The organism is Methylomicrobium sp. Wu6 (genome assembly GCF_035916875.1).
GTDB lineage: Bacteria > Pseudomonadota > Gammaproteobacteria > Methylococcales > Methylomonadaceae > Methylomicrobium.
This window is the reverse complement of record NZ_JAXUHN010000081.1, coordinates 65,806-88,760: the sequence shown is the minus strand read 5'-3', so window position 1 is coordinate 88,760 and position 22,955 is coordinate 65,806. Positions and strand designations below refer to the sequence as shown.

The 22,955-nt window shown below is 53.0% G+C and carries 24 protein-coding genes; 16 read left to right on the top strand and 8 right to left on the bottom strand.

Annotated elements, in window-relative coordinates; translation table 11 throughout:
- Positions 1–116 precede the first annotated feature (116 nt).
- Entirely contained in the window at positions 117–704 is a 588-nt protein-coding gene (locus tag U2W12_RS12275; RefSeq protein ID WP_326500976.1) for a DNA-3-methyladenine glycosylase I, read from the top strand.
- A gap of 6 nt (positions 705–710) precedes the next feature.
- Positions 711–1,151: a VOC family protein gene (locus U2W12_RS12270; protein WP_326500975.1), complete on the top strand. Its 441-nt coding sequence runs from the start codon at positions 711–713 to the stop codon at positions 1,149–1,151.
- Between the two features lie 1,137 nt (positions 1,152–2,288).
- Here U2W12_RS12270 and U2W12_RS12265 read toward each other — a convergent pair.
- Positions 2,289–2,486, bottom strand: coding sequence for a hypothetical protein (locus tag U2W12_RS12265; protein ID WP_326500974.1), 198 nt, complete (start codon positions 2,484–2,486; stop codon positions 2,289–2,291).
- Positions 2,487–2,604: 118 nt separating this feature from the next.
- Between U2W12_RS12265 and U2W12_RS12260 the strand changes: the two genes are divergently transcribed.
- The 4 genes from U2W12_RS12260 (at position 2,605) to U2W12_RS12245 (ending at position 5,116) form a co-directional block, all read left to right on the top strand.
- Positions 2,605–3,642, top strand: coding sequence for a phage/plasmid replication protein, II/X family (locus tag U2W12_RS12260; RefSeq protein WP_326500973.1), 1,038 nt, complete (start codon positions 2,605–2,607; stop codon positions 3,640–3,642).
- A 12-nt stretch (positions 3,643–3,654) separates the two neighbouring features.
- Positions 3,655–3,948 (top strand): hypothetical protein, encoded by a 294-nt coding sequence (locus tag U2W12_RS12255; RefSeq protein ID WP_326500972.1) that lies wholly within the window; start codon positions 3,655–3,657, stop codon positions 3,946–3,948.
- A 139-nt stretch (positions 3,949–4,087) separates the two neighbouring features.
- Entirely contained in the window at positions 4,088–4,447 is a 360-nt protein-coding gene (locus U2W12_RS12250; RefSeq protein ID WP_326500971.1) for a single-stranded DNA-binding protein, read from the top strand.
- A 111-nt stretch (positions 4,448–4,558) separates the two neighbouring features.
- Positions 4,559–5,116 (top strand): hypothetical protein, encoded by a 558-nt coding sequence (locus tag U2W12_RS12245; protein ID WP_326500970.1) that lies wholly within the window; start codon positions 4,559–4,561, stop codon positions 5,114–5,116.
- A 432-nt stretch (positions 5,117–5,548) separates the two neighbouring features.
- Here U2W12_RS12245 and U2W12_RS12240 read toward each other — a convergent pair whose 3' ends face one another.
- Complete coding sequence (locus U2W12_RS12240; protein WP_326500969.1) at positions 5,549–6,790, bottom strand: hypothetical protein; 1,242 nt, start codon at positions 6,788–6,790, stop codon at positions 5,549–5,551.
- Positions 6,791–6,930: 140 nt separating this feature from the next.
- Between U2W12_RS12240 and U2W12_RS12235 the strand changes: the two genes are divergently transcribed.
- Entirely contained in the window at positions 6,931–8,265 is a 1,335-nt protein-coding gene (locus U2W12_RS12235; protein ID WP_326500968.1) for a TolC family outer membrane protein, read from the top strand.
- On the opposite strand, the gene U2W12_RS12230 is transcribed toward U2W12_RS12235, so the two are convergent.
- A complete protein-coding gene (locus U2W12_RS12230; protein WP_326501001.1) occupies positions 8,266–9,294 on the bottom strand; it encodes a zinc-dependent alcohol dehydrogenase family protein in 1,029 nt (342 codons plus the stop codon). It abuts the gene before it with no gap.
- Positions 9,295–9,352: 58 nt separating this feature from the next.
- Entirely contained in the window at positions 9,353–9,865 is a 513-nt protein-coding gene (locus tag U2W12_RS12225; RefSeq protein WP_326500967.1) for an Hsp20/alpha crystallin family protein, read from the bottom strand.
- A 146-nt stretch (positions 9,866–10,011) separates the two neighbouring features.
- On the opposite strand from U2W12_RS12225, the gene U2W12_RS12220 reads away from it, so the two are divergent.
- The 5 genes from U2W12_RS12220 (at position 10,012) to U2W12_RS12200 (ending at position 14,778) form a co-directional block, all read left to right on the top strand.
- A complete protein-coding gene (locus U2W12_RS12220) occupies positions 10,012–11,589 on the top strand; it encodes an AAA family ATPase (protein WP_326500966.1) in 1,578 nt (525 codons plus the stop codon).
- 237 nt (positions 11,590–11,826) lie between these two features.
- A complete protein-coding gene (locus U2W12_RS12215) occupies positions 11,827–11,979 on the top strand; it encodes a hypothetical protein (protein WP_326500965.1) in 153 nt (50 codons plus the stop codon).
- 9 nt (positions 11,980–11,988) lie between these two features.
- Positions 11,989–12,516, top strand: coding sequence for a cytochrome C oxidase subunit II (locus U2W12_RS12210; RefSeq protein WP_326500964.1), 528 nt, complete (start codon positions 11,989–11,991; stop codon positions 12,514–12,516).
- Positions 12,509–14,131 (top strand): b(o/a)3-type cytochrome-c oxidase subunit 1, encoded by a 1,623-nt coding sequence (locus tag U2W12_RS12205; protein WP_326500963.1) that lies wholly within the window; start codon positions 12,509–12,511, stop codon positions 14,129–14,131. Before U2W12_RS12210 ends, U2W12_RS12205 begins: the two co-directional genes overlap by 8 nt.
- A gap of 2 nt (positions 14,132–14,133) precedes the next feature.
- Positions 14,134–14,778 carry a c-type cytochrome gene (locus tag U2W12_RS12200; RefSeq protein ID WP_326500962.1) on the top strand — a complete coding sequence of 215 codons (645 nt, stop codon included), beginning with the start codon at positions 14,134–14,136 and terminating at the stop codon, positions 14,776–14,778.
- A 188-nt stretch (positions 14,779–14,966) separates the two neighbouring features.
- Here the strand turns inward: U2W12_RS12200 and U2W12_RS12195 are convergent, their stop codons facing one another.
- The 4 genes from U2W12_RS12195 to hflD are packed head-to-tail and all read right to left on the bottom strand — an operon-like array spanning position 14,967 to position 18,631.
- On the bottom strand, positions 14,967–16,313 hold the full coding sequence (locus U2W12_RS12195) for a DUF4350 domain-containing protein (protein WP_326500961.1): 1,347 nt from the start codon (positions 16,311–16,313) through the stop codon (positions 14,967–14,969).
- Positions 16,310–17,068, bottom strand: coding sequence for an ABC transporter permease subunit (locus U2W12_RS12190; protein WP_326500960.1), 759 nt, complete (start codon positions 17,066–17,068; stop codon positions 16,310–16,312). The genes U2W12_RS12195 and U2W12_RS12190 overlap by 4 nt, the downstream gene beginning before the upstream one ends.
- Positions 17,065–18,000, bottom strand: coding sequence for an ABC transporter ATP-binding protein (locus U2W12_RS12185; protein ID WP_326500959.1), 936 nt, complete (start codon positions 17,998–18,000; stop codon positions 17,065–17,067). The genes U2W12_RS12190 and U2W12_RS12185 overlap by 4 nt, the downstream gene beginning before the upstream one ends.
- Before the next feature lie 7 nt (positions 18,001–18,007).
- Positions 18,008–18,631: a high frequency lysogenization protein HflD gene (hflD, locus tag U2W12_RS12180; protein WP_326500958.1), complete on the bottom strand. Its 624-nt coding sequence runs from the start codon at positions 18,629–18,631 to the stop codon at positions 18,008–18,010.
- Between the two features lie 133 nt (positions 18,632–18,764).
- On the opposite strand from hflD, the gene U2W12_RS12175 reads away from it, so the two are divergent.
- The 4 genes from U2W12_RS12175 (at position 18,765) to U2W12_RS12160 (ending at position 22,952) form a co-directional block, all read left to right on the top strand.
- Positions 18,765–18,974, top strand: coding sequence for a heavy-metal-associated domain-containing protein (locus U2W12_RS12175; protein ID WP_326500957.1), 210 nt, complete (start codon positions 18,765–18,767; stop codon positions 18,972–18,974).
- A gap of 26 nt (positions 18,975–19,000) precedes the next feature.
- On the top strand, positions 19,001–21,232 hold the full coding sequence (locus tag U2W12_RS12170; RefSeq protein WP_326500956.1) for a heavy metal translocating P-type ATPase: 2,232 nt from the start codon (positions 19,001–19,003) through the stop codon (positions 21,230–21,232).
- A 135-nt stretch (positions 21,233–21,367) separates the two neighbouring features.
- Entirely contained in the window at positions 21,368–21,787 is a 420-nt protein-coding gene (locus U2W12_RS12165; RefSeq protein ID WP_326500955.1) for a hypothetical protein, read from the top strand.
- The gene (locus U2W12_RS12160) at positions 21,756–22,952 is read left to right on the top strand and encodes a hypothetical protein (RefSeq protein ID WP_326500954.1); all 1,197 of its coding nucleotides are present in this window, start codon (positions 21,756–21,758) and stop codon (positions 22,950–22,952) included. Before U2W12_RS12165 ends, U2W12_RS12160 begins: the two co-directional genes overlap by 32 nt.
- Positions 22,953–22,955: the final 3 nt, after the last annotated feature.

Here is a 22,955-nt window from a genome sequence, read left to right as displayed (position 1 = left end):
TCAATACAATGCTATAAAGCTAAATGCTTTTATGATTACCGTCTTTACAGCCCTGATTTTGAATGGCATATTATCTTTTCCCGATCGCTTACTCGACGCTTCACTCGACAGATTAAATGAACAAATGCAGATGGGCGCTAGGCAGCCCGCAAATGGAGAATTATCACGACGCCGAATGGGGCGTCCCGGTGCATGACGACCGCTTGCTATTTGAATTTCTGGTGTTGGAAGGCGCGCAGGCCGGGCTGAGCTGGTCGACAATATTAAACAAGCGTGAAAATTATCGGCAGGCTTTCGATCACTTCAACCCCGAATCCGTGGCCCGGTACGACGAGCGGAAGATCGAAGAACTGTTACAAAATCCAGGCATTATCCGCAACCGACTGAAAGTCCGGTCCGCGGTGATCAACGCCAGGGCATATCTGGACGTCCGGGACGAATTCGGCAGCTTCGACGACTATATCTGGCGTTTTGTCGACGGCGTGCCGGTTAACAATCACTGGCAACATCATGACGAAATCCCGGCCTCGACGCGCGTATCCGAAATCATGAGCCGCGACCTGAAAAAACGCGGCTTCAAGTTTGTCGGCAGTACGATTTGTTATGCGCACATGCAGGCGACCGGAATGGTCAACGATCATACGGTCGATTGCTTCCGGCATGCCGAAATCACCCATCACTACCATTTGCCGAACGAGGAGTAAACCGCCATGCGTTTTTTACACACGATGATACGGGTTCGCGATCTGGACGAAGCGCTCGATTTTTTCTGTAACAAGTTGGGTTTGATCGAAGGCAGGCGCATGGACAGCGAGGCCGGGCGTTTTACGCTGGTTTATCTGCATGCGCCGCAGGATTCCGCGCAATCGAAAGCCATGCAATCTCCGGAAGTCGAATTGACTTTCAACTGGGACCCGGAAGTGTATACCGGCGGCCGCAATTTTGGCCATCTGGCGTTTGAAGTCGACAATATTTACGAAACCTGCCAAAAACTGATGGAAGCCGGCGTATTGATCAACCGACCGCCGCGCGACGGCCACATGGCTTTCATCCGTTCGCCGGACAATATTTCGATCGAGCTTTTACAGAAAGGCGGATCGTTGCCGCCGCAGGAGCCGTGGGTTTCGATGGCGAATACCGGAAGCTGGTGAGTCAGCAATGGGGAGGGCGGTTGTGTAAAAAATCTAACACCAAGATCAGAGGGTAATCCGGGAAGATTTAAGCTCACAATGCCTATAAATCTGAAGGGTAACATTGCTGAAATCGGACTGACCCCATTTCAGCTTTCGCGAAAAATGCTGGCGTTCCTGAAACTGGGCTGATTCAAGTAAAAATAGAAAGGCAAAAACAAAATTGTTGATACAAAACATAATTTTTGATAAAAAACATAAATGATCCGTGCTCCGGATTCCATGATCCCGGAAATTCATGCGTTGATTGCTTAGTGGCGCGCTGCTTTGAATTCTGATACAGAAACCAAACCGACAACGGCGGAAGCGTCTTTGATTTTAGAATCAGAAAACAAATCGTCGGAACTGGAACCGTCTTGAGCGAAGTTAGGAATGCTTATCCGCGCGAAACAATGGATGAAACAATGGATTTGGTGTAAACCCGCAACGCCTACAGGCGCAAGGCGCTTAATGGTCGACCCTTTGGACGGCATACTAGACTTCGCATAATGATGGTTCGGCTTATGTAGAAAAGCCCCGGTGGATAATGACCGTCCATCGGGGCTTTTTTGCATAGGCCGTATTATGCGAAGTTTCTTCGGTAATTATCGCTACGCGTTACGGTAATTGCTGGATCTGTCTTTGGGATGTGTTGCGGCTCATGCCCGGCTTGTGACCGTTCAAAATAGGGCGCATTCTGTTCTCCGGCGGAGCCTTCAAAACCCGGCCCGCCCGGAAACCGACAAAGCCCGATGTCCTTTCCTCGCGCTATGCCTCCCGATCCTCTGGCCAGAGTCGCAAAAAGTACCCCCTTTCCTGAAAATAACGCTTTTCCCATCGTGGAGTTGTTCACACACAGAGGCCTACAGGCGCAATACGCTGTCCGGTGGGCGCTTTTGCTTTTAAACCGGGCGAACGATAAGGGGCCGATGCTATCAGCCTGTATGGTCTACCCAGCGCATAAGATGTTTTCCGTAACGTTACCTTAAATCGTGACAAAGGCGAGGCCCCTTATCGTTCGTTCGCCCGGTTTTTTGCTTTTTGCTTTTCTGTCGTGTGGGTCGATCGGCAAGGACAGGGTAAGTAGTACTGTCCTTTTGTCTCATTAATGAGACTTTTTTACCGTTTTTCCATCGCTTCTTTAACATCTTCGATTGTAATTTCGTTGATGTATTTGCTCAGTAAGGCGTCTGCTATGTCTGTCGGTTTTATTACTTTATTTTCCTTTATAGAAAATTCCCAGGCTTTTTTTTCGATGGCTTCCCATCTTGCCCCTCTTACTCTGATTGTTTTATGTGTTGCCATTTCTTTTTTCATCTTTGTTGACTCTGCGTAATTACAACTTTACATTTTTACTTGTAATTTTTTTATTAATCACTTGTGATTTGTTAACATTAGTCTACAATGTTTTTTGTAACAAATTTACATGTGATTTATGCTCGATTGGTTCCGCGGTGAAATTCCTTTCTTACACGACCCTATCCCGGCCGGTCGTGTCGTTTCCGTTGAACCTGATGGCCAAGTGACGTGGGAATGTGTCAAAAAGATTGAATGCCGTTCGAGCCACGATACCAGCCTCAAGATCAAGTCCGTCGGCGGAGACGGTCAGGGCAGGGCGACTGCTTTGCAAATCGACGGCAATCTGTGCAAGTTCCTGCAAGGCCATAACGTCTTCGGCAGCCGCGATCTGAATCGCTTGCTGTTGTTGTCTTTTCGCAAGGTTTGCGAGTTGCTGAGCGAGCATTTGAATGGCCGTTCGTCGCCGGATTTGGCCGAACGGCAAATCATGAAAGGCAACTACCTGGTCAAGATGATCGACATTAACCAGCTTTATGAGTGCGGCAATGACGCTAGTGTCGAAGCCTGGCTGCATGCTGCCGAGATGCGCGCCCGGTCGCGCCATGGCCGCAGCACTCGCGACAAGGGCACGCTGTATCTTGGCAAATCGTCGCGCCGCTGGGCGATCAAGTTTTACAACAAAGCCCGCGAGCTATTGGCTCAGGGTAAAACGCATAAACTCCCCGATAGCTTACAGGGCGTCGGTCTGGAGGAATTCATACAGGGCAAGCTAAGAGCTGAGCTGCGCCTGTTCGGTAAAGAGCTCGAAGAACGACACGGAATCACGCACGGCTACCATTTGACGCCGGAAGTCATCGATCAATTGTTCAACACGTATCTGGGGAAAATCGACATGTCCAATCAAACCACGCTTATCGACGAACAACTTTACGAAATGCCTCAAGCGCTTCGGTCTTCTTATCTGCTTTGGCGGCAAGGGGCCGACCTTCGCGGCTTGTTGTCCAAACCGACTTTTTACCGTCAACGCAAGGCTTTGCTTGAATACGGCATTGACATCAACCTGATGCACCAAGCGCCCGAACATTCGAACGTGGTGCCGTTGATTCGGGTGATCGAAGCCAAGCCGGTAGCTATCCCGGCTTGGGCTTATGAACGCGGTCTGATTGCAGCTTAAGGGGTAGGGCACATGAAACCAGAATCCTACGCTGATCAAAACGTTTCCGCCTTGGTCGACCAAGCCTTTAACCTGCAACTGCAATTGTCCGATCTCAAAGCCCAGGTGCTTGAAGTCACCGATCAGCTCGACACCGTTCGTCATGGCTATCGTGCGCTAAATGACATGCTGGTTTTCTCGAACGTGTCGATCCAGGATTGCCAGCCGTTGCTGGCCGCGCTGAACGTGGCTTTTTTTACCTTTGTCGATCAACTTCATGACTTGGCTGATGGCGAGGCCTGCACGCCTCCGGAGGCCTCCGCATGATTACACTTCCATTTCCCCTTTGTCCCGTCTGCGGCCGTCGTGTGACGTGTATTGGCACGTCTCGCCGCCATCGGATGTGTTCCAATGCCTGTCGCCGCGTGTCTCGGCTTTTTCCTTAACCCTAAATGAGAGGTAAACCATGTCCTTAGTGAAAGTCTTTGTCGAACGCGCCCAGGTCGACGCCATCCGCAGCCGTGCGATTCCCAATACTGGCGAACTTGAATACCTGCAAAAAGTATGGGTCTATAAATCCGGCTCCCGTTTTCCGACCGAGTATCAGATTCGTTTGCCCGCCGGCGTCAAGCTTTACCCGGAAGGCGATTATGTTCTCGATTTGCAAACGAATATCAAGCCGGATAAATATCTTGGCTTGTCGTTCGATCCCTTTGCGCCGACGGTGTTGAAATCGGTTACTGCGCAGTTTATCGACGCTTTCGACAAAATGAATGATCAACTGTACCAGCAGCTGAACAAAGCAGCTGCCGGATCGGCTTTATAGAGGGGTTATGATGCCTGTCTTTGAAATGGCGGTGAATTCTTCTTCTGTTGCCTCGTTTGTGTTTTTGAGTCTATTCTTACTGTCGACGCTTAAATAAAGAGGTATCGCTTGATGAATGCTTTTGCGGTTCGCATCACTTATGCCGATTCCAGCCGGCTTGGCTGGAATGCTTCCGCCCATTACGAGAAACACGAATTGTTTGTCGGTGCCAGTTCTCGATATGTGCATGCGCTTGATGCTGCGCACCTTGATACACATGAGCTTGCAACGCAATTTCGAGATGCCATTGTGGCGCGCGAGCACGGAAAAGGTCATCTCGACTTTGAAGCCGAAGTCGAAGAAGTCTGGTCAAGTCGCCAAGGGTTTTCCGACTCTATTGAAAAAGACTCCAAAGCCGTTCATGCCTATCTTGAAAAGCACGGTTATCCGAAACCTGGTGCTGATCCGGCGTCGCTGGTTCGCTCCGGCTGGGTGATCCAATTGCACATTGATAAACCGCCTCCCGTGTGTTATCTGCTGTCTCTGGTTAATACTCGTCTCGATTTTACAACTGAGCTTGGCCGCGCCAAGTGTTATAAAACCGAAGCTAACGCGCAAAAGGTCTTGGCCAAGCTCAACGCCGGCGGCAAGACTGTCGCCGTTGCCGTTCCCATTGAACAAGCCTCGTAACGTTACCGTTCTAAGCCCGGTGTCTAGGAAATGAGGCCCGACGGCGGATAGGCCGCAATGCGGCCGGCCGACGTCGAGGCCTTTTCGCTTTCGTGTCGATCGTGTTACCGACCAGGTAGTTTATGACTCCGGAAAGTAACGTTACTTGCCCAGGCTTTCAGACGATCAATGAGTAACAGTTGTTGTTTAGCCTGTTGTCGTTTCACTTTTAATTCGCGGGAGTGAGAAACGAGGATGAGCGAGAGCGAGTGCGCGAGCGGCCGCGAAGACGAGTGCCGAACGAACGCTTTTTAATTTTGACCCTTCAGGCGCTCACGCAAAAAAATGACCCTCCGAGACTTCGCATAATGTATATTATGTTAAATTATATATTATGAGTAAACTAGGCTTGTTCTTTTACGCCGTTCCCAAGCTGGAACGACAAGGATTGAATCAATCCACCGTTTCGGTCCATCGGCATCGATCCTTCACCATCTTGTCGGTATTTTGATTGCCGATGCCTTTTGCAATCAACGCAATCACGCGGTCGTCGGTATCGTAGCCGACATGCGCATCCAGAGGATTGGCAAGTTTGCCAAGTCCGAAAGCATCGAAAATGGTCGCGACATTGATATTGATGTTGGTTACGTCAATGCAAAGCCGCGAATCCAGGTATTTTTCGACAAAACCATGTGGTATTGCGTAGCTCAACAAATCGTTCGGATCGCTGAATGCGATAATCGGCGTTCTGCTCAGCAAACGCTCCTGATATTTTTCGCCAGTGGGTTCGCAGTAAGCGTGTTTTTGGTTAGCGACGTCTGGCAGCTTACGCCCCAACTGCAGCATCGGTAATTGATTCGACATCATGTAAATCGGAATTTCCTTGTTTTTCAAGGCTTCCCTGAATCTGGCATCGCGCTCATTGATTATTGAAGCGATACGTTGCATGCCATCGATCGTGATGCGACTGCCCAAGCTATGCGAGATGACGGCGAATTCATCGTTACTGACATTCTTGGCCAGGTCCGTATCCATGAACGAGCACGATTGCTTGACATCGTCCGGTAAGCTCTCCCAGCCGTTACGAGCCATCCAGCAGAAAGCCTGAGCGAATGAGACCAGAATATCTTCCCTACTCTCTCCTAGATAGATGATCGGATCGGGCCCGGTGTCGTTTGAAAACTTTTTCAACAGATCGTTGACTTCCGCGCGCCGGAACGAGTATTCGCCGGAATTATCATAAGCCAGCACTTCTTTTTGCGGCGCGGTGATCTTCGACCAAGTCAATTCATAAAACAACATTTCGTTTTTCCGATCCTTGCTGAGAAAGCGGTGGATCCGTAAATTACCGAGATTTTTGCTTGAGTCGGTCCGGCTGGTCAGTGTGATGTTTTTCGGGTGCGCTGATTGAACAGTCAAGTCGAGCTTTTGGGTGAGTTTTTCCAAAAACTGAGTTGAGTAACCCGGGAGATGGTCGCCGACGCCATGCACCATCAGCACTTTCATTTTTCCATGAAGATTATCGAGATGCGGCGCCAGCCCCCCAAACGGCTTGCCCCAAATCTCGCAGACACGGTTATCGACTGACTGCTGTTTTTCCAGATATGCCTCAACCATGCCCTTCCCCAGACTGGCGCAACCGCTCAGCAAAATTGCGGAGACGGGTAAGAGGAAGATGTTAAATAGTCGTTTCATCGGTTATATTGGTGAAGATAAGGAATGCAGAAATACTATCATTTAGCCATTAAAATTGATACGGAACTCAACTTTTGAGTCATTTGAGGATTATGTTCAAGCGCTTTGCTAATCGACTAACAGGCATTATTTTTATATTTTTGTTCGGAATAAGCACGCTGAAGGCACAAAACCTGTCCGATATTTTTGATCTTGCGCTACAAAACAATCCTGATTTAAAAAGGGTCGAAGCCGAGCGTTCGGCTCGCTTTGAATCAAAGGATCAAAGTCTTGCCCGTTTTTTTCCGGTTGTGGCGGCGAACGGAGCGTCAAGTAAGGAATATCTGCACAATAAAAAGGCAAAAGCCAATGGAATTCCCTCCTTCAATTTAGCGGGTAATATGGTCAACCAGGATTTCTGGAGGCATACGTTCGATTTGAATATTACCCAGCCGTTGTTTCATTGGGATCATTGGATTCAATTGAGTCAGTCAGAAAATATCATGGCGCAAGCCGAGGCCAATTATCAGGCTGAAGTCCAGAATCTTTTATTGAAAACCACCACCGCCTATTTCGATGTTTTGTCCGCCAGGGACAACCTGGAATTTACGATGGCCGAAAAAGAAGCGATTGCACGCCAACTTGATCAGGCCAAACATCGATTCGATGTCGGCATCATTCCGATTACCGATGTGAATGAAGCGCAAGCCGCATTCGACCAGGCCTACGCAAGCGAAATCGAGGCCGTCAATCTGCTCGATGACCGGAATGAAGCGTTAAAGGAAATCATCGGCGATCAAGATGTGACGATCGATCCTCTCGGCGAGCAGTTGCCTCTCAAAAAGCCTGATCCGGCCGATATCACAAAGTGGAGCGATACCGCCGAACTGAATAATTTCGGCGTCATCGCCGCTTACAATCAGGCCGAAGCGGAGCGTAAATCGATCCAGATTCAGCGTAGCGGTCACCTGCCGCAGCTGGATATTGTCGCGTCTTACGATGTGTCGGATGTGAACAGCACGTTTGGTTTTCGCGGCGACACGCAGAGCATCGGTATGCAATTGAATGTACCCTTGTTTGAAGGTGGCGCCGTGAACTCGAGGACGCGGCAGGCGCAATATGAATACCAAGCAGCAAAGGAAAATTTGATCGCGGTCAAGCGTTCGATCAAGAAGCAAGTCAAAACCGCATACCGCGACGTCATTACCAATATCAATCGTGTGGAAGCGCTAAAAACCGCGGTCGACTCAGCGGAAGCCTCGTTCGAAGCATCCGAGGCCGGCCTTGAAGTGGGCACGCGCACAATGGTCGAGGTTTTGCTCGAGCAAAGAAATCTATTTAGAGCTAAACGCGAGTTTTCCAGGGCGCGCTATGACTATTTGGTCAACAGCATCAAATTGAAACAGCTGGCCAGTAATTTGACGCGCGACGATCTTGAGCAAATCAGCCGCTTGTTGCTGGCCGGGCAACCGACGGATCAAAAGCCCGCACCGTAATCAACGCGCAATCTGTAATACTTTGGCGCCGCGAATTTTGCCGCTTTTCAATTCGAGCAGCGCTTGATTCGCCTCCGCCAACGGATATAACCGGATTTCCGGCCTCAGTTGCATTGTTGCCGCGAGAGCCAGAAACTCGATCACATCGCGGCGGGTGATGTTGGCGACGCTTTTGATTTCTTTTTCACGCCATAAGTGTTCCGGATAGTCCAGATCCAGCAGACTGTGCTTGTCGTCCTCCTTGCGAATCGCATTGATCACCAGCCGGCCGCCGGCTTCGAGATTCGCCAAAGCATGTACGATGGGCGCCCAGACCGGCGTGGTGTCGATGATCGCATCCAGTTTGTGCGGCGGAAGCTGATGGCTCTCGCCAGCCCAAACGGCGCCCAGTTCGAGCGCAAAATGCCGTTCCTCAGGGCTGCGGGCAAACACATAAATTTCGCTTTGCGGCAATTTGTGCCGCGCCATCTTCAACACCAAATGGCCGGATGCGCCGAATCCGGTCAGGCCGAGACGCGCGCCATCCTGAAGACCGGTCAAGCGTAACGAGCGGTAGCCGATAGCGCCGGCGCATAGCAAGGGCGCAACTTCCGCGTCGCTAAACGCGACCGGTAGCGGGTAAACGAAATGTTCTGGAACAGTCATATATTCGGCATAACCGCCGTTCGCATCCCGGCCGGTGGCGATAAAATCGGAGCACAGATTCTCATTGCCCGCACGACAAAATTTGCAGGTTCCGCAAGCGGAAAAAATCCATGCCACCCCTACTCTTTCGCCGGGGTTAACCGAAGCCACCTTGCCACCGATTGAAACCACGCGGCCGACCACTTGATGTCCCGGAATCACCGGAAATCGAGGCGGCGGCGTTCGGCCTTCTATTTCATCGAGTTCGGTATGGCAAACGCCGCAGACGGAGACTTTAATCAACACCTCTTGCTCACCAGGAGTCGGGATCGGCATATCAATCAGCGTCAACGGACGCGGGTTGCAAGTTAAACTAGCAACCCTCGGCAAGATCATCGCTTTCATGATCGACATTGTCCGATACCCCTAAAGGCCTGCTTCAGTAGCCTCCTCAACACAACAATTACTTGATCTCAATGCTCTTCCGCTTGTTTTTTCCCTGCTTAGGCAGAACGATTTCAAGAATGCCATCCTTGAATGAAGCCTTTGCTTTATCCGAATCGACCTCCGCCGGCAGAGTCAAGGTTCTTTGGAATTCGCCGCGGCTGATCTCGCGCCTATAATATTCGCCGCTTTCCTTCTTTTCTTCCTGCTTAGTGGAAGTCTTGATCGTGATCGTTTGATTGCTCAGCGTAACGTCGAGATCCTCTTTTTTAACGCCGGGCAGCGCTGCATGGACTTTGACTTCGTCGTCGCTCTCGATGATGTCAACCTTGGGCATCTCGATGCCAGAAGGAAAATGCATCGTCGGAAAGCGTGGAAATCTGGCATCGAAAGGATGCAGCCAGCGGCGCGACAACATGTCGTCGAACCAGCGGTCCAGATCATCAAAAGGCATCAAGCCACGAGGAGTTTCAGTAGCAGGGGCCTTACTGACAATGTCTTTATTCTCTTTGTTTTCTTTTGATTCTTTCATAGCATTTACTCCAACTGAGACACTTAATCAACTTGTTCGAAAAAAAGCTGAACGCCCATTTAATCAAAAACCGATGGACATCTGATTTTTTCTAACGGTAAAGTATCCTATCCCTATGCACAAAGATATTAGTAAAAACACCTACTATGGCATCGATTAAAAACGAGACGACCGCACTGAATACCGGATCATCCTTGATTCAGAACTTGATGTCGCCAAGCGCTTATCCACATCCGGTTGCCGCTGTACGTTTAGTCGAAACGCACATTTCGTGGGTGCTGTTAACCGGGGATTATGTCTACAAAATCAAAAAACCAGTCAATTTCGGCTTTCTGGATTTTTCGACGCTGGAGCAGCGCCGCCATTACTGTCATGAAGAATTGCGCCTGAACCGGCGGCTAGCTGAAGAATGGTATCTGGGGGTCGTCAAGATTGCCGGCTCGATTGAACAACCGCAGATCGATGGAAGTGGAGATACGATCGAATATGCCGTCAAAATGAGGCAATTTCCGACTGCAATGACGCTGAAAGACCGGACCAAATCCGGCGCAATCGGTCCAGCCGAAATCGACCGAATTACCGATCTGCTTGCCGATTTTCATGCGAACATCGCAAAAACCGATGCGGAGTCTCCCTATGGCGGCAGCAACAACATCAAACATTGGTTCGATGAAAACTACCATCATATCCGTTCGCGACTGAAAAACTCAGCGCAACTCAGGCAATTAGAAGCGATCGAATACTGGGGAGAGGCCGAATGGCAAGCAAAAACCGGCCTGATGGAGCAGCGCAAAAAGGACGGCTTCGTGCGCGAATGCCACGGCGACATGCACCTCGGTAACATGACTTTCATCGACGGCAACATTATCCTGTTCGACTGCATCGAATTCAACCCGATGCTGCGCTGGATCGACGTGATCAGCGAAGTCGCTTTCCTGATGATCGATTTGCTGCATTTCAATCTTGGCACCCTCGCCTACCGTTTTCTGAACCGTTATTTGCAACAAACCGGCGATTATCAGGGTATCCGGCTGCTGCGCTATTATCTGGTTTATCGGGCCTTGGTGCTAGCCAAGGTCAGTTTGTTACGCTCGGAGCAGCAACATGATGACGCGATGCGCGCACAAAATTTTACAGAATACCGTATTTATGCGGATTTAGCCGAACGTTTTACAGAAACATCTCGGCCTATACTGTTGATTACGCACGGCTTCTCAGGTTCCGGCAAGTCACATTACGCCAGCCAACTGGCCGAACGGATTAGCGCGGTGCAGTTACGCTCGGACATCGAACGCAAACGTCTCTATGGCTTTCGCGCCGAACAAAGCTCCGGCAGTAGGATGGGCGGCGGCATTTATAGCGAGGATGCCAGTCGTAAAACTTACGAACGCTTGGCCTGTTTGGCGCAAACTGTGTTCGAAGCCGGCTTTTCCGTGATCGTCGATGCGACCTTTTTAAAAATCGCGCAACGCAAGCAATTTCGGCAATTGGCCGTCTGTTGCGGCGTTCCGTTTCGGATTCTGGATTTTCAGGCGGGCGATCAGGTATTGATTCAGCGCATTTTGCAACGACAACATCAGGATGCTTCCGAAGCGACGATCGAAGTGTTGCAGCGACAGCAGCAAACCGCCGAGCCGTTGCGCACGGAAGACCAGGATGATGTGATCGCAATCGATTCCGAAAGCGATCAGGCCATCGCCGTCCTGCTTTCAGAGCTGGCCTAGCGGGTAAAATTTAGAGATTCTTTTTTCCACCGATTAATAATCGTAAAAACAGATAAATCATTACGTTGCTATTTTCCATGAAAATTAAGTGGAATTTAATCCCTTAAAGACCGTACAATTGCTAACGAATTAATAAGTTTGATACGTAGAAGAAAAAATGCGTCACAAATCGCGTCGAAAATCCATCTATTTTTTGGCCGGTTTTTATTCATTCCAACTTTCTTGAGATAGCATGATATGAGCAAGTTAAGCGAAGAAGAGCGGCAAAAGATTCTGGCAAGTTCTCCGGTCGGCACCTGGGTATTGATGTTGACCGTCGGCGGCGCGATGGCGCTAGCCTGGCTGTTCATGTATTACGGCGTGTTTTTGCCGCGCGGCCCGATCGGTTGAGGAGGCGGCATGCATATTGATCAACTGGAAAAAAAATGGGCGACGATCGCGCTTGGAATTACCGGCCTGTTTGTATCTGTAATTCTCGCCTCGGCGTTTTTTCATGGTATTCATGCGCCGAGTCATGTCGAAACGATCGACTCCGCTTCCCTGCATTTGAGTAGTGAATTTGCGGAGGACAGGATCGGCATCGAAGAGGATGCCTCCGGCCATATCACGGTGCGGATTGTTGCGGGCCGTTACGGTTTTTATCCGCAAGACATCGTGTTGCCGACCGAAACGCCATTGACGTTTCGGATGGTCAGCCAGGACGTGATACATGGCGTGCATATTCCGATGACAAACATGAGTACGATGATCGTGCCGGGCTATGTCGCCGAGGTCAAGACCGTGCTGCATCACGCGGGCGCCTATCCGTTGCTCTGTAACGAATATTGCGGCATGGGCCATGCGCACATGTGGAACAACATCAAGGTGATCAGCAAGGCGCAGTGGGATGTGCTCAAACATCCTCAAGGAGACGCGAGCCATGAATAATGCAATTGAAAAAAAACTGGCGCTGACCCATTTTTGGGTTGCCTTTGGCGCGTTCGCGCTGGCCTGCCTGATGGGCATCTATCAGGTGATTGAGCGTAGCGGCTTCATTGGCTGGATCCAATCGCGAGAGGTCTATTACGCCTCGACCAGTACCCACGGTGTATTGATGGCGTTCGTGCTGACCACGTTTTTCATTATGGGCTTCGGCTATTATGTCGCGACCACGACGCTAAAGCTGCCGGTGTGGAACAAGACCTTTGCCTGGGCCGGTTTCTGGGTCTCGCTGACCGGCGTCGTGCTGGCCGCCCTGCCTTTGCTGACCGGCGCCGCCTCGGTGCTATACACCTTTTATCCGCCGATGCAGGCGCACGTGCTGTTTTATATCGGTGCGACCTTGCTGGTCGTCGGTTCCTGGTTCTGGTGTGTGTCGATGCTGGTCATGTACATGCAGTGGAAAAAAGCCAATCCGGATCAGCCGGTGCCGCTCGCGATGTTCGCGACCACCGCGAATGCGATCCTCTGGCTTTGGACCAGCGCCGGCGTTGCCGCCGAAGTGTTGTTCCAGTTGATTCCATGGGTGCTCGGCTGGGTAGATACGATCGACGCCGGCCTCGCGCGTACGCTGTTCGCATGGACATTGCATCCGATCGTGTATTTCTGGCTGATTCCTGCCTATACCGCATTTTATTGTCTGGTGCCGAAACAGGCGGGCGGCTACCTGTTCACCGACGAGATGGCACGTGCCGCATTCATTGTATTGGTCGTGTTCAGTCTGCCGATCGGTTTTCACCATTTATACATGGACCCCGAGCAAGGCAGCGGATGGAAACTGCTGCACGCCGTCGGCACCTTCGTGGTAACTTTGCCGACCTTCATTACCGGCTTCACGGTGATTGCTTCCTTGGAAATTGCCGGGCGTCTGAATGGCGGCAAGGGCCTGTTCGGCTGGATCGGGGCACTGCCGTGGACCAACCCCTTGGTGCTGGCGATCATTCTGAGCTTGTTAATGCTGATCTTCGGTGGCTTCGGCGGCCTGATCAACGCCAGCTATGCGATGAATGCGATGATCCATAACACCGCCTGGGTGTCCGGTCACTTCCACCTGATTTTTGGCGGCACCACCATTATCATGTATTTCGGTATTGCCTACTATTTCTGGCCGGTATTGACTGGCAAGCCGTTGTTTTCGAACAATCTGGCGTTGATCCAGCTATGGACCTGGTTCATCGGCATGGTGATTTTGACCACGCCCTGGCACATCCTCGGACTACTCGGTCAGCCGCGGCGGATCGACAAAGTCAACTACAACAATTTGCTGACGTTGTCCTGGGAGCCTTACGAGATTACGATGATTTTCGGCGGCTTGGTCTTGGTCGCTTCGGCGGGGCTGTTGATCTATATCCTCGCGAAGACCCAGTTTCATGTGACCGAAACCTATGACGGCGAAGTCGAGTATGCAGAGCCGATCCACGAGGTTAAGTCGCTGCCGGCCTATCTGAACAGCTTTTCGATGTGGAACTGGGTGATTGCCGGGTACATGCTGATCGCGTTCGGTTATCCGATCGCGCAGTTCTTTTTGATGAAAACTTACGGTTCCAGTCCTTGGGGATACTGAGTATGAACAGATTATTGCTCTCTCTGATTTTAGCGGCTCCAGCATTGGCAAGCGCCGCGCCTTCATCCCAGGTGGCCTGGACTCCGGAACAGCTGAACTTCGTCAAAGCCGGCAATGCGCAGAAAGGCAGGGAACTGGCCGCCCCCTGCACCGCCTGCCATGGCACCATCGGCATCAGTGAAACGCCGGCTTTTCCATCGCTGGCAGGACAATTGCCGACTTATTTGTTCAAACAATTGCAGGATTATGCCGACAGCAGCCGCGACAATCCAATCATGACCGGTATCGCGAAGGGCCTAAGCAAACAGGATATGGCGGATCTGGCGGCCTGGTTCGCCTCCCAGCCCGCCTCGCCCGCAGCTTATGACTCGGCGGATCTCAAAAATGCCGAAACCTTGGTCACCCAAGGCGACAACGAGCGCCTGCTCGTTCCTTGCGAAGTCTGCCATGGAAATGACGGCAAAGGCCAGAAACTGGACATTCCTGCGCTGGCCGGACAGCAGGCCGACTATCTGAGCGCAACATTAAACGCTTTCAAGGACGCCAGCCGGCATAATGATGTCTACGGCAAAATGCGTTTGATCGCGAAAACGCTGACCGAAAAGGAAATCGAAGAATTGGGGGTTTATTATCAGGACATGAAGTAGCGTTTTAGCAAACATGGATGGCATTGGGATGAGTTCAGAATTAACTTTCCTAACACTCTCCCCTATGCTTTCGGCTTTTGCCCTTGCAGGGCAATTTTTTTAAGCAGGGGTGATGGGAGGGGAGAAATGCTTATGCGCTGATTGAAGAGTTGCCCGCAATGTCTCATCGTAAAAAATGGCGCTGCAGCTCACCGCCGTCTGCGTCGGCGCCAGACCGCAAAGCCGGTGCCGAGCAGGCCAAGCGGCAGCACGATCAAAAAACCGAAGCCGATCACCGAGACGCTCGTCGTCGTCAGCTTCAGGGTCCGGTCTGGCGCGGTCTTGGCGGGAATATCGATGAAACGGTCGTCGTGAATCAGCCAGTTGACCATGCGCAGCCCCATATCCAGATTGCCGGCATTGCCGATATAGGTGTTCGCGAGAAAATCGCCGTCGCCGACCGCGACGATGCGCTGCTGATTGTTATCGTCCAGATTGCGTGTCAGCGCGTAGGCCAATGTGATCGGCCCCTGCTTTTCAGCGCCGTCAGGTTCGAAGCGGACCGTGCCGGTCATAGGGCCGGTTTCGGTCCAGGACTCGGCGCCGCTACTGAACAGAGAGGTGCTTTCGTAAGCAATGTCTTCGTCGATGCCGAAGCCCGCAGCGGCGGGATACACCGTCAGCGTCTGGAAGTTACGGGTAATCGGATGGTGATTATATTCGCTGACGATCACGAAGCTTGGATCGTCGATGCCGGCTAGTTTGGCGGCCTTGTCGACGATCTGGCCGGGCAACGGATGAATGCCGAGCACAGGCCAGATAAAATTGAGCATGTGATCGCCGGGATCGGTCAGCAGCAGAAGGTTGCCGCCGCGTTGAATGTATTGCTTCACGATCTCGATTTCGCCGGGTAACAGCGCAACGGTCGGCGAGGCGATTACCAGCAGCGCGGAGTTGTTCGGTATCGCCGGCAGCCTGGCCAGATTGACCGTTTGCGCATTGATCCTGCGGCGCTTAAGTTCCTTGCCGAAGCGGTTCAAATCGAAATTGGCCTCGCCTTCCGGGGCACGTTCGCCGTGCCCGCTCAAAAAGGTCACCCAGCGGTCTTCCGCGTGCGTCAGCTGCAGCAAGGCATTGGTCAGCGTCGCCTCGTCGATAAAGGTCAGTTTCTCGCTGCGGCCCTGGTACTCGACCACGACCAAGCCTTCCTCGCCGATATTCAGTTCGCGGGCTTTTTGCGGATCGTTGTTCGGGTCGATGAAATCGAGCTTCAAATCAGATTTCAGGTGCGAATAACGGTCGATCAAATGCGCGATTTGCAGACGGATAGGCAAGCCGCTTTTGATATAGGCGGTGATATTGACCTGGCCCGGCATCGCCTGCAACAACTTTTGTGTCGCCGGCGACAGCGTATTCGCGCCGGTCCGGGTCCAATCGGCCTGATACGAATAGCGTGTGCTGAGCCAGGCGACTCCGCCGAGCGCGCACAGCAAGACCAGTGTCGAAAGCCGGTTTTTCAGTCGGATTTGTTGATGCACATGGCGCGTCAGTTTCATTTTTGCAGGCGGTCGTAATCGAGGCGGCGAATGCTCAGCACAAGGAAAATCACCGTAAACAGCAAGAAATAACCGATGTCGGTGGTACTGATCAGGCCGCTCTGAATATTCTGAAAATGCCGCAATATCGACAGATACTCGAAGACATAGGCGCGCTGTTCGCCCATACCGGCGGTCCAGTCCAGAATCCACAGCAACAGCAGCAAACCGAAGGCGCTCATCGCCGCAATGGTCGGATGCCCGGCGATGCAGGAGGTATAGAGCCCGGTCGCCGCGAAAGCGGCGGCCAGCAGCGTCAGCGCCAACAGGTTCGCGGCGAATTTGCCCAGATCCAGGTCGCCGCCGATCAGCAGGGACAACGGCATCGCCGCTGTCAACACGACCATGATCGCCAACAGGCCGACCACGCCGAGATATTTTCCGACCACGATGTCGGCATTCGAAATCGGCGCGGACAACAGCAGCGCGAGCGTTTTATTGCGGCGCTCCTCGGTGACCAGCCGCATCGTCAGCAGCGGCGTGACCAGCAGCAGAATGATGCCGGCATTGCCAAACAGCGGCGTCACGACGATATCGGTCAAGCCCGGCGCATTGTCGAGCCCGGCCAGTTTCGGTTGCAGCATGTTGAAAGTTTCGACCTGGGTCAGAAACAGAAAGGCCAGAATCACCTGGAGAATCGCGAGCAGGGTCCAGGCCAGCGGCGACAAAAACAAAGATTTGAATTCGCGGGCGGCGATCGTGAAGGCCATTTTCATCCCGAATGTTCCCCTGTCTCCCGGGTCAATTGAATAAACACGTCCTCGAGCGACTTTTTGACCGGCGCGAGCTCTTCCAGACCCCAGCCGGACGCGACGATGAGTTCGGCGAGCTGCTTTGCGGGGTTGTCATGAACACCGTGATGCACGAGCAGACGATTGCCGCTCAACGACTCGATCGACAATACCCCAGGCAAGGCCGACAGCGCCTTCAGATCCGGCGGATTGCGAGTAATAACATCCAAGGCGCAACTGTGCATTTGCCGCTGCAAACCGGCGATCGTTTCATTCAGAATCAACCGGCCTTGTTGAATGATTTGAACATGCGTACACGATTCTTCGACTTCGGTCAGGATATGGGTCGACAAGATGATGCCGTGTTCCTGGCCGAGTTCGCGGATCAGGGCTCTAATCTCGCGGATTTGCAAGGGATCGAGACCGACCGTCGGCTCGTCCAGAATGATCACTTTCGGATTGTGCAAAATCGCTTGCGCAATGCCGGTGCGCTGTTGAAAACCCTTGGACAGATTGCCTATCAGCCGGGTCTGCATCTCGTCCAGGCCGCAACGCTCCCGGGCCCGTTTGACCGCGACGGGAATCATTTTTTTATCGACCCCATGCAATTCGGCGCAGTAAGTCAAAAACTCATTGACCGTCAAATCCCGGTATAGAGGCGGCGTGTCGGGCAGATAGCCGAGATGGCGCTTGGCCGCTTTCGGTCGGTCGAGCAGATCGATGCCGTTGATCCGGATTTGCCCGGTGCTGGGCGCCAAATTGCCACACAGCATCTGCATCGTAGTGGTCTTGCCGGCGCCGTTCGGTCCAAGCAGACCGAGCACTTCGCCTTGATTCAGCGTAAAACTGACATCATCGACCGCGCAATGGCCGCCGTAATAACGGGACAGATGGTTGGCTTCGATAAGAACGGTCATCGCGGCATCAAATCTGCTTCAGCAGGCCTTCCAGCTCTTTCTGCATTTTTTTGCGGTAGAAAATGAATTTCCAGCGCGCGCCGCCGCATTGCTTCCACAAGATCGCCGAGCGGATGCCGGCAAGCAGCAAGGCTCTGATCTTGTTAACGGTATCGGGGCGCGACAGATAGACTTGCTCGCCGTTGACCATGATGCGAGGCTGCAGGGTGCTGATCGTGCCGTGATAAACCTCGCCGAGATTGGCCAGGACGTTTTCATGCAGCAAACCGAAATGCTCGCTTTGCGACTGAGCCTTCTCGACGCCTACGCGGATCGCATCGAGCAAATCTTTGCGCGACGACAATTGGTTTTCTAGGAACACCAGAGTGGCGGCATAACGAGCCTGCTCGGGATTGTCGATCTTGTAACCGGTCATCTGCGACTGCAATTGCTTGAGTCCAAGCTTCAGGCCGCTCAACCCGCCGTAAACATCGGCCACGCTGTCGGAATCGATTTTCAGCACGCTGCCGATGCTGGCGGTCAGTGCATCCTGATCGCAAGTTCCTCGTGTCGCCAACTGCTGCACCAGCGCCGCTGCCTGCGCGACTCCCGCCAGCGCGATGGTTTGATTGGTTAGTGTTTTTAATTCCATGATTTACACAAAGGGGTTTCGCCAAGCAAAGTAAGCCGCGCCTACTCCTGCTTCGTCCATTTATATCATGATTATCCGGTTTCAGTCGAGTTATGATATAAAGTTCGAATTTGAGACCACGAGGATAACTAACATGGCTGAATCAATTGAGTTGACGGTAACAGGGATGAAATGCGGAGGCTGCGAGACGAATGTCAAAGGCAAGGTGGGAGCGATCGATGGCGTGCTCTCGGTCGCCGCCTCAAGCAAGGAAAAAAAGGTCGAAGTCGACTATGATGCCGCGAAAACCAATTTGGATGCGATCAAGGCAGCAATTGCAGAGGCCGGTTTCACGGTCGAATAAACAATTTTGAACACCGGAGAGTAGCCATGAGCAAAGAAGAAACGGCAGACGAGCTGCGCTTGTCGATTTTGGGCATGAGTTGCGCCGGTTGTGTCAGTGTCGTCCAAAGCGCGCTGACCGAAGTCCCGGGCGTGATCGAAGTCGGCGTTAATTTTGCGGATCATTCCGCGACCGTGAAAGGACAGATCGATCCGGAATTGTTGATCAAGGCGGTCAAGGACGCCGGCTACGAGGCGGCCGTGATGGAAGGCTTCGAAGATCCAGCCGCGCAGGAACAGCAAGAACTGGCGCGCTTTCGAACGCTGTTGAAAAAAGCGGCGGTCGCCGGAAGCTTCGGCGCCTTGCTGATGCTGCTCGAATATACCGGCTGGCTGCCGGACATGGACTCCAAGACCGGACGCTGGTTTTGGCCGGAAGTCGCAGTGCTGACCCTGGCGGTACTGGTTTATTCGGGAACGCATATTTACCAAGGCGCGCTGAAGGCTTTGCAGTCCGGGCAGGCGAACATGGATACGCTGATTGCGATCGGCACCGGCGCGGCCTGGCTTTATTCCTGCATCGTGATCGATTATTTCGGCCTATTGCCGGCAACGGCCAAACATGCTTATTTCGAAGCTGCGGTCGTGATCCTGGCGTTCATCAATCTGGGTTCCGGCCTTGAAACGATGGCGCGCGGCAAGACCTCTTCGGCGATCCGCCAATTGATCGGCCTGCAGCCGCGCACTGCGCGGGTGATACGGAACGGCGAGGAACTCGATGTGCCGATCGAGGAAGTCGGCCTCGGCGAGACCCTCAGGGTGCGTCCCGGCGAAAAAATCGCGGTCGACGGCGTCTTGATCGAGGGCCATTCGAACGTTGACGAATCGATGCTGACCGGCGAACCGATGCCGGTCGAAAAAACGGCCGGCTCCGAAGTCGCCGCCGGCACGATGAACCAGACCGGCAGTTTCTTGTTCAAGGCGACCCGGATCGGCCGCGGCACCGCGCTCGCGCAAATCATTCACAGCGTGCGCCAGGCGCAGAACAGCAAGCCGGAGATAGCGCGCCTGGCCGACAGGATATCGGCGGTCTTTGTGCCTGTGGTGATTTCATTGTCGCTATTCACCTTTCTGGTATGGTATGGCTTCGGTCCCGACCCGGCCCTGGGCTATGCGTTCGTCACCTCGATGACCGTGTTGGTGATCGCCTGCCCGTGCGCGTTGGGGCTTGCGACGCCGATCTCGGTGATGGTCGCGGTCGGCAAGGCCGCGCAAACAGGCATTCTGATCCGCAAGGGCGATGCCTTGCAGTCGGCCGGCAAGCTGACCTGTCTGATCCTGGACAAGACCGGCACGGTCACTCAGGGCAAACCGAAGGTCGTATCGATCGAAGGAGCCGGCGAATTTTCCGAAACCGACGTGCTGCAACTGGCGGCAAGCCTCGAATCCGGTTCCGAACATCCCTTGGCCGCGGCCATATTGGCGGCAGCCAAGGAGAAGGCGGTTCAGCCGCAGAAAACCACGCAATTTGCCGCAATTGCGGGACACGGCGTTGAAGCGACGCAGGGCGGCCGCCGCATCGTTTTCGGCAACCTAGCGCTGATGGAGCAAAAGAACATTAACATCGAGCGCTATGACGCCAAATTCCAAGCCTTGTGCGCAGAAGGACAAACTCCGATGCTGCTGGCCGTCGATGACAAATTCGCCGGCATCATTTCGGTCGCCGATCCGATCAAACACGACTCGGCCACCGCTGTGCAGCGCCTTCACGAGCTGGGCATCCGGGTGTTGATGGTAACCGGCGACAATCTCATCACCGCCCAGGCGATCGCGAAAGAAGCCGGCATTACCGAAGTCAGAGCGCAAGTGCTGCCGCAGGATAAGGCGGCGGTGGTCAGGGAACTGCAATTGCAGGGTGAAACGGTGGGCATGGTCGGCGACGGTATCAACGATGCGCCGGCGCTCGCGCAAGCCGATGTCGGCCTCGCAATCGGCACCGGCACCGATGTCGCAATCGAAAGTGCGGATGTGGTGATCCTGCAAGGCTCGTTGTTGAAAGTGCCGGAAGTGATACGGCTGTCGCAGCTCACCGTCAAAAATATCAAACAAAATCTGTTCGGCGCATTTTTCTACAACACGATCAGTATCCCGGTCGCGGCCGGTCTGTTGTATCCGTTCACAGGCATTCTTCTGAATCCGATGATTGCGGGCGCGGCAATGGCAATGTCGTCGCTGACCGTGGTCAGCAATGCGAATCGCTTGCGTTGGCAAAAACTGTGAGATCCAAGACCCTAAGCGGCGGCCGGACGCATGCCGCCGGAACCGGGTTCCTGCGTCATAACGACCTGATTATCAAAACAGCGATCATCCAGCGAGCGGAGAACGCCTAAGTTGCGGGATTCGGATCGTGGCAAAATGTCGCTCAGGGTCTCGGCAATCGCATGTTATTGCCTGGGCCTGTGGCCGCTTGTCGCCGGCTCGGCGGACATCATCATAAACGATTCGGCGCCGCCCGGACGCTTTTCGCGCGCCGACGTGCGCGCGATTTTTGCCATGCGCCAGAGGCTATGGCCTAATGGCGAGCAAATCAAGGTGTATACGCTTGCTGACGATCATCCGGTCCATAAGGACTTTGTCAAAAATAATCTGAACATGTTTCCGCATCAATTTAGGCGCGCTTGGGACCGGATGACCTACACCGGCACCGGCGTCGCCCCGATCCAACTCGATTCAGAGCAGGAGATGATCAAAAAAATCATGAATACGCCGAATTCGATTGGTTATGTGAGTAAAAAACCGGACAATGCGAAAATTCGTCTGTTCGACTATCAGTAACGGACTGTTGCTGCTGATCCTTTCGAGCCTGCCGGGTGCGGGTATGGCCGGTTATTTACCTGACGAAATGCAGGTGCATGGTTTTCTCGCGCAAAGCATGTTCCACACTTCGGATAACAATCTGTTCGGTCAAAGCGACGACGGCGTCAGCCTCGGCCTTACCGAAGTCGGCCTGAATACGTCTTACCAGCCTTACGACCGCCTGAACTTTGCAATCCAAGGATTATACCGCCGCGCCGGCGACATCGATCGCGGCAGCTTCAGGGTCGATTACGGGCTGGCCGATTTGACGCTGCTGGAGCATGACGCTGGCCGTATCGGAATACGCGGCGGGCGGGTCAAGATTCCCTTGGGTTTATATAACGAAACGCGCGATGTCCCGTTTACGCATCCGACCATCCTGCTGCCGCAAGGCAATTATTTCGAACGCTCGCGCTCGCTGTTGACGTCCGGCGACGGCGGTTCGTTCTATGCAGAACAACATACCGATTACGGCGATTTTATCTTTAAATTTAATTATGTCGTGCCATTGGGCAATAATCAGGAAATTCGCTCGATTCAACTCGGCCCCTATGCCCTGGGCGAATTTTCGGCCAAACCCACAGTCGTCACCCAATTGAGTTACGAATTGAACGGCGGCGAATACGTTTTCGCGGTCAGTTACGCGGATTTGGAACTCGGCTATCATCCGCTGGCTGGAGATAGATTCGGCGCCGGCACATCCTTCGTACGACCGCTAATGATTTCTGCGCAATACAACGGCGAAAAACTGACACTGACCGCGGAATACAACTACCGGCATAATGTAATGAAAGGTTATGAAACGCTGCCCGACCGGCGCTTTGCGACCGAAAGTTGGTATATCGAGGGCAGTTACCGGTTTTTTCCGAAATGGCAGGCCACCGTGCGCTTCGATACGATAGACGGCAATACCGAAAACCGCCGGGGCACCGGTCTGGAAGCGATCGGACTGCCCTCTCACGCCGCCTACGCCCAGGACTGGACTATCGGACTGCGCTGGGACATCAACGGCAGCTGGATGCTGCGCGGCGAATATCACCGCGTACACGGCACGTTGTGGCTGCCGCAAGCCGATAATCCGGATCGGCTGCGGACGACGCAGGATTGGGATCTGTTCGGAGTGCAAGCATTGTTTCGTTTTTAGCCG